We start from the raw sequence: 364 nt of genomic DNA, 5'->3' as shown, positions 1-364 counted from the left end.
ATGGTTATCTATTTCCCCACTGTGCATAAAGGGAAGATCAGAAAATAGATCATTAACAGACATTGAACTTTCTTGAAAATTAGATAAAATACTAAAAAAGTTATTCACAATAGATTTATCTTTTGCCCCAAAAATTATAACTCTTTCTCTCCTCTGAGAAACACCATAATTTATCATATTAATTACTTTAAATTGGATAAAATATCCAATTTTATTAAAATCATTTATCATTTCATCTAATATTTTTTTGTTATTGATATCTTTAAAAGAAAGCAAACCTTTAACATTTTCAAAAACGAAAAAATTAGGATCGTATTTTTTTAAAAATTCAACATAGTATTTATATAAATATATCCTTCTATCC

1 protein-coding gene is annotated in these 364 nt (G+C 23.1%); it reads right to left on the bottom strand.

All coding sequences use genetic code 11. The annotated features are described in order from the left end of the window. On the bottom strand, positions 1–364 hold a 364-nt coding region (locus tag AC6UDG_RS07435; RefSeq protein WP_500706952.1), incomplete at both ends, for a DNA cytosine methyltransferase.

It is taken from the genome of Fructilactobacillus sp. X2R1C1, from assembly GCF_059901435.1.
This window is presented reverse-complemented; position numbering and strand designations above follow the sequence as displayed.